Consider the following 6,897-nt stretch of genomic DNA (forward strand, 5'->3'; position numbering starts at 1 on the left):
ACGGCAGCCGCGAACGACACAACAACGAGCATTGCCGAAAGGCCCCGCTTCCGAGGGGGCGACTTCATCTCGGAATCAGGGGGCGTAATCATCCCGGAAACGGGGGGCGACTTCATCGGAATCGGCAAGCAACCCCATTGCGGATACGGAACAATAAACAGATTTCGTGAGATAATGCACCTTCAGTCTCCCCCTCCGATGCGGGCGCGTATCGATGTCGCGCTTCCGCATTTTGGGGTGACTACACGAAAGTGACGTATCTGCACGCTAAGGGCGAACGGATCACGAACGCTTGGGCTTTGCGTCCTTCTCCCTGCCTTCGAGAGCCTTGTAGAGGGCGGTCTTCCCGATCTTGAGGCGGGTTGCGGCTTCGCGGACGGTGAGGCCAGAGGCAATATGGTCGCGCGCCTTGCGTAGTTTGTCGGGCGTGACCACTGGCCGCCGACCGCCGTGGCTGCCTCGCTCGCGAGCAGCCTTGAGGCCGGCATGGGTGCGCTCTCGGATCAGATCACGCTCGAATTGGGCAAGCGAACCGAAGATGTTGAACACCAGCATGCCGCCCGACGTGGTGGTGTCGATTTTCTCGGTGAGTGAGCGGAAGCCGACACCGCGCGCGGCCAGTTCGCCGACTTTCTCGATCAGATGGCTCATCGAGCGGCCGAGCCGGTCGAGCTTCCAAACGACCAGCGTGTCACCGGCACGCAAATAGGCGAGCGCTTCGGCCAAACCCGGTCGATCGGTCTTCGCGCCTGACGCGTGGTCATCGAAGATACGCTCGCATCCTGCCGCATTCAGCGCATCATGCTGGAGCGCCAGCTTCTGATCGCCGGTTGATACCCGAGCGTAGCCGATCAGCGCCATGCGTGCTTCCAGAGTGTCCGTTTTCCCATCAATTTCTATTCTTGTCCGAATCGCCGTTATAGGTCCAGAGTTGACGGACATATTCATGCTGACCGCCAGAGGACCGTCTGACGGACAGGAATGGCGAAGGAGATGATGCTTGGCGAGGCGGCGACTGGTGAGCCCGGAAATCTGGGCGGGGCATTATGACGCACCGCTCGATGAGCGCGAGATTGCACGTCACTATACGCTGACCAGCGATGATCTGGAAATTGTCGGCCGCCGGCGCGGCGATGCCACCCGGCTCGGCTTCGCAATGCTCCTGCTCACTATGAGATGGCCTGGCCGGACACTTGAAGCGGGCGAAGTCCCGCCCGCCCCGGTGATCGCCTATGTGGCCCGGCAACTCGGCGTCGCGCCCGAAGCGTTTGCGGACTATGCCCATCGGGACCAGACGCGCCGCGAGCATCTCGTCGAAATCCGACGATCGCACGGGTTCAGGGTCTTCGACCGTCACGCTTTCCGCGAAGTCGTGGCCTTCTCGATCCCGATCGCGCAGACCATCATCCACCCCGGCCAGATGGCGGGGGTCATCGTCGACGAACTCCGGCGTCGGCAGATACTCCTGCCTTCCCCGTCGATTCTTGAAGCGGTGCTTCGGCGGGCTCGCCAGCAAGCCGAGCAGCTTACATATGAAGTGCTCACAAACGGCTTGCGACCCGACACGCTACAGGGTCTGGACGATCTGCTGGCCCTACGAACGGGGCAACCGGCAACATGGCTATCCTGGCTGCGCAATGCGCCACAATCTCCTGCCGCGCGCAATATCCTGCGATTGATCGAACGCCTCGCCTATGTCCGCGCGCTGGGCCTCGATCGCGCCCGGGCCGACATGATCCCGGCCTCGACTTTTGACAGGCTGGCGGACGAGGGCAGCCGCATCACGCCCCAGCACCTTGGCGAACTCAATGCCCTGCGCCGACACGCGACGCTGGCGGCAACCGGCATCCGGTTTGAGGAAAGCCTGACCGACGCGACCCTGATGATGTTCGACAAGCTGTTGGGCAACATGGTGCGCCGCGCCGAGAACCGGACCCGCGATAAAGCCCTCAAGACGGTGCGGGAGCTGCAGAGCCATCTTCGGACACTCACGGGGTCTTGCCGCATCCTCATCGACGCGTGCACCAAAGGCGTGGATTCGCTGGCGCAGATCGGTGCACTGGACTGGCAGCGCTTCGCCGTGGCGGTCGAGCAAGCGGAAGTCCTCGGCCGACCCGAAACCGTCGATCGCACCGCTGAATTGATCGAGCGGCATCGCACGGTGAAGCTCTTTGCCGGCGCTTTTCTCAATGCTTTCGAATTTCGTGGCGCGGGTGCGGTGCAGGGACTTCTGTCGGCGCTGGCAATTATCGCGGAGCTATACCGGACCGGCAAACGGCGCCTGCCTGATCGCGTGCCGTTGCGCTTTGTGCCGTCAGCATGGCGGACGTTCGTCCTGCGGGACGGTATCGTCGATCGTGCCGCCTATGAGCTATGCGCTCTGTCGCAGCTTCGCGAGCGGTTGCGAGCCGGGGACATATGGGTCGCGGGAAGCCGCCAGTTCCGCGATTTCGACAGCTATCTCATCCCGCCAGCCACCTTTGCGGCGCTGCGCGAGAAGGGGCCGCTGCCGCTCGCCATCGAAACGGACTTCGAACGCCATATTGAGGAGCGGCGCACTAGGCTCGACACGGCGATCGAACAGGTAACAATCCTCGCGCGACAGGGCGAGCTGCCCCAGGTCAGGCTTGACGAAAGCGGCCTTCTTATCTCGCCGCTGAAGGCGGTGACGCCTCCCGCTACCGAGATTGCCCGTCGCGCCGCCTATGATCGACTGCCCCGCGTGAAAATCACCGATCTTCTGCTTGAGGTCGATGCCTGGACCGGGTTCAGTGAGTGCTTCATCCATCGGCGTTCGGGCCGGGAGGCCGACGATCGCAATGCCCTGCTCACCGTCATCCTCGCCGATGGCATCAATCTCGGCCTCACCCGCATGGCGGAAACCTGCCGGGGCGCAAGTCTGCGCCAGCTCGCCCATCTCCACGACTGGCATATCAGCGAGGCGGCCTATGGCGCAGCGTTGGCGCGGCTGATTGACGCCCATCGCACCATGCCGCTCGCCGCACTCTGGGGAGACGGCACCACCTCGTCGAGCGACGGACAACAATTTCATGCCGGCGGCCGCGGGGCCGCGATCGGCGATATCAACGCGCGCAGCGGCAACGAACCGGGCGTCGCCTTCTACACCCATGTCTCGGATCGATATGCCCCCTTCGCAAGCCGGGTGATCGCGGCGACCGCTGGCGAAGCGCCCTATGTTCTAGATGGCTTGCTATATCACCAGACCGGCCTGACGATCGAGGAGCACTACACCGATACGGGCGGGGCATCGGACCATGTATTTGGACTCATGCCCTTCTTCGGCTACCGCTTCGCGCCGCGTCTGCGCGACATCAAGGACCGACGCCTGCATCTGCTGCCGGGTCAGGAAGCCGGACGGTTGCTGGCGGGGATGACCGGAGATCCGATCGCTATGGCCCATGTCGGTGCCCATTGGGACGAACTGTTGCGGTTCGCCACGTCGATCCGCACCGGCACCGTCACCGCTTCGGCCATGCTGCGCCGGCTGTCCGCCTATCCGCGACAGAACGGACTGGCCCTCGCGCTGCGCGAGCTTGGTCGCCTCGAACGCTCGATCTTCATGCTCGACTGGCTGCGCGACATCGACCTGCGCCGGCGCACCCAAGCCGGGCTCAACAAGGGTGAAGCCCGCAACGCGCTCGCCCGCGCGCTCTTCTTCAACCAGCTCGGCGAGTTGCGCGATCGGCGGTTCGAGAACCAGACCTATCGCGCATCCGGCCTCAACCTGCTCGTCGCCGCCATCATCCTGTGGAACACCCGCTATCTCGAAATGGCGCTGGCTGACAGCGGCACGCCCGACGAGATCGCGCGCCACGTCGCGCCATTGGGCTGGGAGCATATCTCGCTGACTGGCGACTATAGCTGGAACGTCGATGATCGGCCCGATCCGGATGCCTTGCGACCGCTTCGCGCCGTCAGTTCCCTGCTCGCCGCGTGACGTTCCTCATCCGTTCGCCCTTAGCGTGCAGATACGTCACTTTCGTGTAGTCACCCCATTTTGCGTGCACCCGTGGCCGGGCACACCAATACTAAGTGCGTCAGTGTGACATCGCGCCTTCCCCGATATCCCCGACACCTCAGTGCGCGGCTACGTCCCAAACGCACACGATTCCAGTTTATGAACTGTATAATCAATATTGATCAGGGAAATAGGAAGGCTGCCGCTTCATCCGAGATATTCATCCGTGTCTCCATCAGCGAAGAGACGCAGATGAACCCCGGTAGGCATTGATGATGTAGCCGCCCCCCGACGGCCTTGATGTGCCAACGTGGGTCTTCAATCGATGGAGGAGAGCGGTGATGTCGGAGATTGTTACGATCGGGCTGGATCTGGCGAAGAGGGTATTCCAAGTCCACGGGGCTGACGGAACTGGTCATGCTTGTCAACGGCACAGTAATTTTCCCCGGAACGGGGCATTTTACTCTGCCATCAACACATGCTACCGTGCGCAAGAAGCTGAGCCGGGATCAGGTGCTTTCCTTCTTCAGCGCGCTTCCACCCTGCACGGTCGCCATGGAGGCCTGCGGAGGGTCACATTATTGGGGCCGGGAGATAGCCCTGCTGGGCCATGAGGTTCGCCTGATCCCGCCGGGGTATGTGAAGCCTTTCGTAAAGTTATGCTGAGGTGAGCATAACTTCACTAGCAGGCTGTTGAAGAAGTAGCCGAGAGGGCGCGGGGGCTGCGGGCTACGGCTTTCGGCGGTCCTATTCGGGCCAGCGATCTTCCTTCCACGGCCTGTCTGGGCGGTGACCCCGGGCGGGGCGAGGGAGACGGCCAGCATCGGGTGCGGGCGAGCCGCTCATGCGGTCGCTCCGAGCAGCTTGGGCAACCGGATCAGATTATAGGCGGCCGCCGCGAAGGTGAACGACCAGTCGACCTTCTGGAGGCCGCGGAGCTTGGTTCGTCGCAGGCCTGCGACGGTCTTGATCCAGCCGAACGCCTCCTCGATCCGCTTGCGGACGCGCAGGCTGGCTGCGTAGCCGGCGTGGCGAGTGGTGCGGCGATCGATCGCCGAACGTCTGCGGCTGACGTTCTGGGCGACGTGCGGTCGGACGTTCAGTGTTCGCAGCTCCTCGACGAAGTCGGCGGCGTCGTAGCCGCGGTCGGCACCCAGCGTGATGCCGCGGGGCCGGGTGGCATGGGGCTCGATCATCTCCAGCGCGGCAAGGCGCTCGGCATGACCGGACACGCGCGTGAGCCGGGCATCGACCAGCAGGCCCGACCGGTTCTCCATGAGGCCGTGGCCGATGAAGCAGAGTTTCGCCTCCATGCCCGAGCCCTTCCGGTAGAGCATCGCATCAGGATCGGTGGTGCTGGCGTGGGTGGCGTTGGAACGCTTCTCGGCGCGAAAGTCGACGGTCGGGTTGCGCCCGCCGTCATCGCCATCGCCGCCTTCCGAACGGTCTTGCTCGTCCCGCGGGCGGAAGCTCTTCATGCTGGCCCAGGCTTCGATGAGCGTCCCATCGACGCTGAAATGATCGTTCGACAGCAGCCGCCGGACACGGGGCTGCGCCAGGATCGCGGACAGGAACCGCGCAGCGATGTCGCCGTCGCGCAGCCGGTCGCGGTTCTTGGAAAAGGTCGAGTGGTCCCACACTGGCTCGTCCACCCCGAGGCCGACGAACCAGCGGAACAGCAGGTCGAACTCCAGCCGCTCCATCAGCTGCCGCTCCGAGCGCACCGAGTAGAAGGCCTGGAGCAGCATCGCCCGCAGCAGCATCTCGGGCGCGATCGACGGCCGCCCCATGCCGGAATACAGCGCCGCAAACTCGCTCGACAGCGCGTCGAGCCCATCGCTTACAACCAGCCGTATCGCCCGAAGCGGGTGATCGCCCCGGACCCGCCGCTCCAGGTCCACGAACGAAAACAGCTCGCCCGACCGCTTGTCCGTGCCCCGCATCCCACCCCCGCTCGACGATCACCGCCCACGAGTGAATCACGTCCCAAACGCTCGCGCCACCGACTTCTTCAACAGCCTGCTAGAAACGGGCCGTCGAACAGATAAGTGCGCGCGCCCCTGGCCGCCGCCGCATCCAGCGCGCTGCGCAAGGCGCGCTCGGTCGATGAGCCGGCGCGAGTGGTGCCGCCGATCCCCACGATGAACGGCGCAGCGGCAGGCGATGTGTCGGGCATGGATCATTCCTTGTGCATGAATCGCAAATGGCGGGCGTCTGCACCGCGTGCTCAATCGACGAACAGAAGTGCGGGCGTCTCGATGATATATTTTAAGGCCTGGACATAGCTGGCGGCGTCCCAGCCATCGACCACGCGATGATCGCAACTGATCGACAGGTTCATCAGCTTGGCAGGAACGACCTGGCCGTCGCGGAAGACGGGGCGTTCGATCACCTTGTTGGGACCGATGATCGCCACTTCCGGGCGGTTGATCACCGGGGTTGTCACGATGCCGCCGAGCGGGCCCAGCGACGTGATCGTCAGAGTCGAGGCGGACAATTTTTCGGACTTCGCCTTGCCCGTGCGCGCCGCCTCGGCCAGGCGGCTGAACGTCAAACAGCTGTGCCAGCTCCGCCAGCGTCTTCTCGCCCTTTACGGCGGCTAAGGCCACCTTCGCTTTGAATGCCGGGCTGTGGTTCCTATGGGGGCGTTTGCTCATCTCTACTCCTGTCACGCGGCCATCCTGGCCGCCGTCAGGCAAAAAATCCACTTATCCCGGTGTCCAGTTTTCCCAAGCCACCTCTGAACCTCAGCCCAGCTGAAGGTCGCGAAACAGATTGAGACGCCTTGCTCTCCATGACCCCATTATGCGGCGGCCTTGCGCCGACCGCGAAGAGAAGCGAGTGATCCATGGGAACGATCACGTAATCGAGGAAGCAGCTTGACCCAAAGGGCCCAATCAGAGAAGGCTCTAAATTTG

Annotated in this window: 4 protein-coding genes and 3 pseudogenes; 2 read left to right on the forward strand and 5 right to left on the reverse strand. The window is 63.4% G+C overall.

Translation table 11 applies throughout. From position 1 onward, the window contains the following. Positions 1-282: 282 nt before the first annotated feature. Entirely contained in the window at positions 283-861 is a 579-nt protein-coding gene (locus tag QMG56_RS22780) for a recombinase family protein (RefSeq protein WP_048575105.1), read from the reverse strand. A 139-nt stretch (positions 862-1,000) separates the two neighbouring features. On the opposite strand from QMG56_RS22780, the gene QMG56_RS22785 reads away from it, so the two are divergent. After that, positions 1,001-3,958 (forward strand): Tn3 family transposase, encoded by a 2,958-nt coding sequence (locus tag QMG56_RS22785; RefSeq protein ID WP_281825159.1) that lies wholly within the window; start codon positions 1,001-1,003, stop codon positions 3,956-3,958. A gap of 362 nt (positions 3,959-4,320) precedes the next feature. After that, positions 4,321-4,636 (forward strand): annotated as a pseudogene (locus QMG56_RS22790) (hypothetical protein); the annotation flags it as partial. A 185-nt stretch (positions 4,637-4,821) separates the two neighbouring features. Here the strand turns inward: QMG56_RS22790 and QMG56_RS22795 are convergent. The 4 genes and pseudogenes from QMG56_RS22795 to QMG56_RS22810 form a co-directional block, all read right to left on the reverse strand. Beyond that, positions 4,822-5,922, reverse strand: coding sequence for an IS5 family transposase (locus QMG56_RS22795; RefSeq protein WP_281825161.1), 1,101 nt, complete (start codon positions 5,920-5,922; stop codon positions 4,822-4,824). A gap of 68 nt (positions 5,923-5,990) precedes the next feature. Continuing rightward, complete coding sequence (locus QMG56_RS22800) at positions 5,991-6,155, reverse strand: hypothetical protein (RefSeq protein WP_309298606.1); 165 nt, start codon at positions 6,153-6,155, stop codon at positions 5,991-5,993. A gap of 51 nt (positions 6,156-6,206) precedes the next feature. Further along, positions 6,207-6,524: pseudogene (locus tag QMG56_RS22805) on the reverse strand (2-oxo acid dehydrogenase subunit E2); the annotation flags it as partial. After that, positions 6,520-6,636 (reverse strand): annotated as a pseudogene (locus tag QMG56_RS22810) (IS3 family transposase); the annotation flags it as partial. The pseudogenes QMG56_RS22805 and QMG56_RS22810, both read right to left, overlap by 5 nt. Between the last annotated feature and the right edge of the window lie 261 nt (positions 6,637-6,897).

The sequence above is a fragment of the Sphingobium sp. BS19 genome (assembly GCF_027925545.1).
GTDB lineage: Bacteria > Pseudomonadota > Alphaproteobacteria > Sphingomonadales > Sphingomonadaceae > Sphingobium.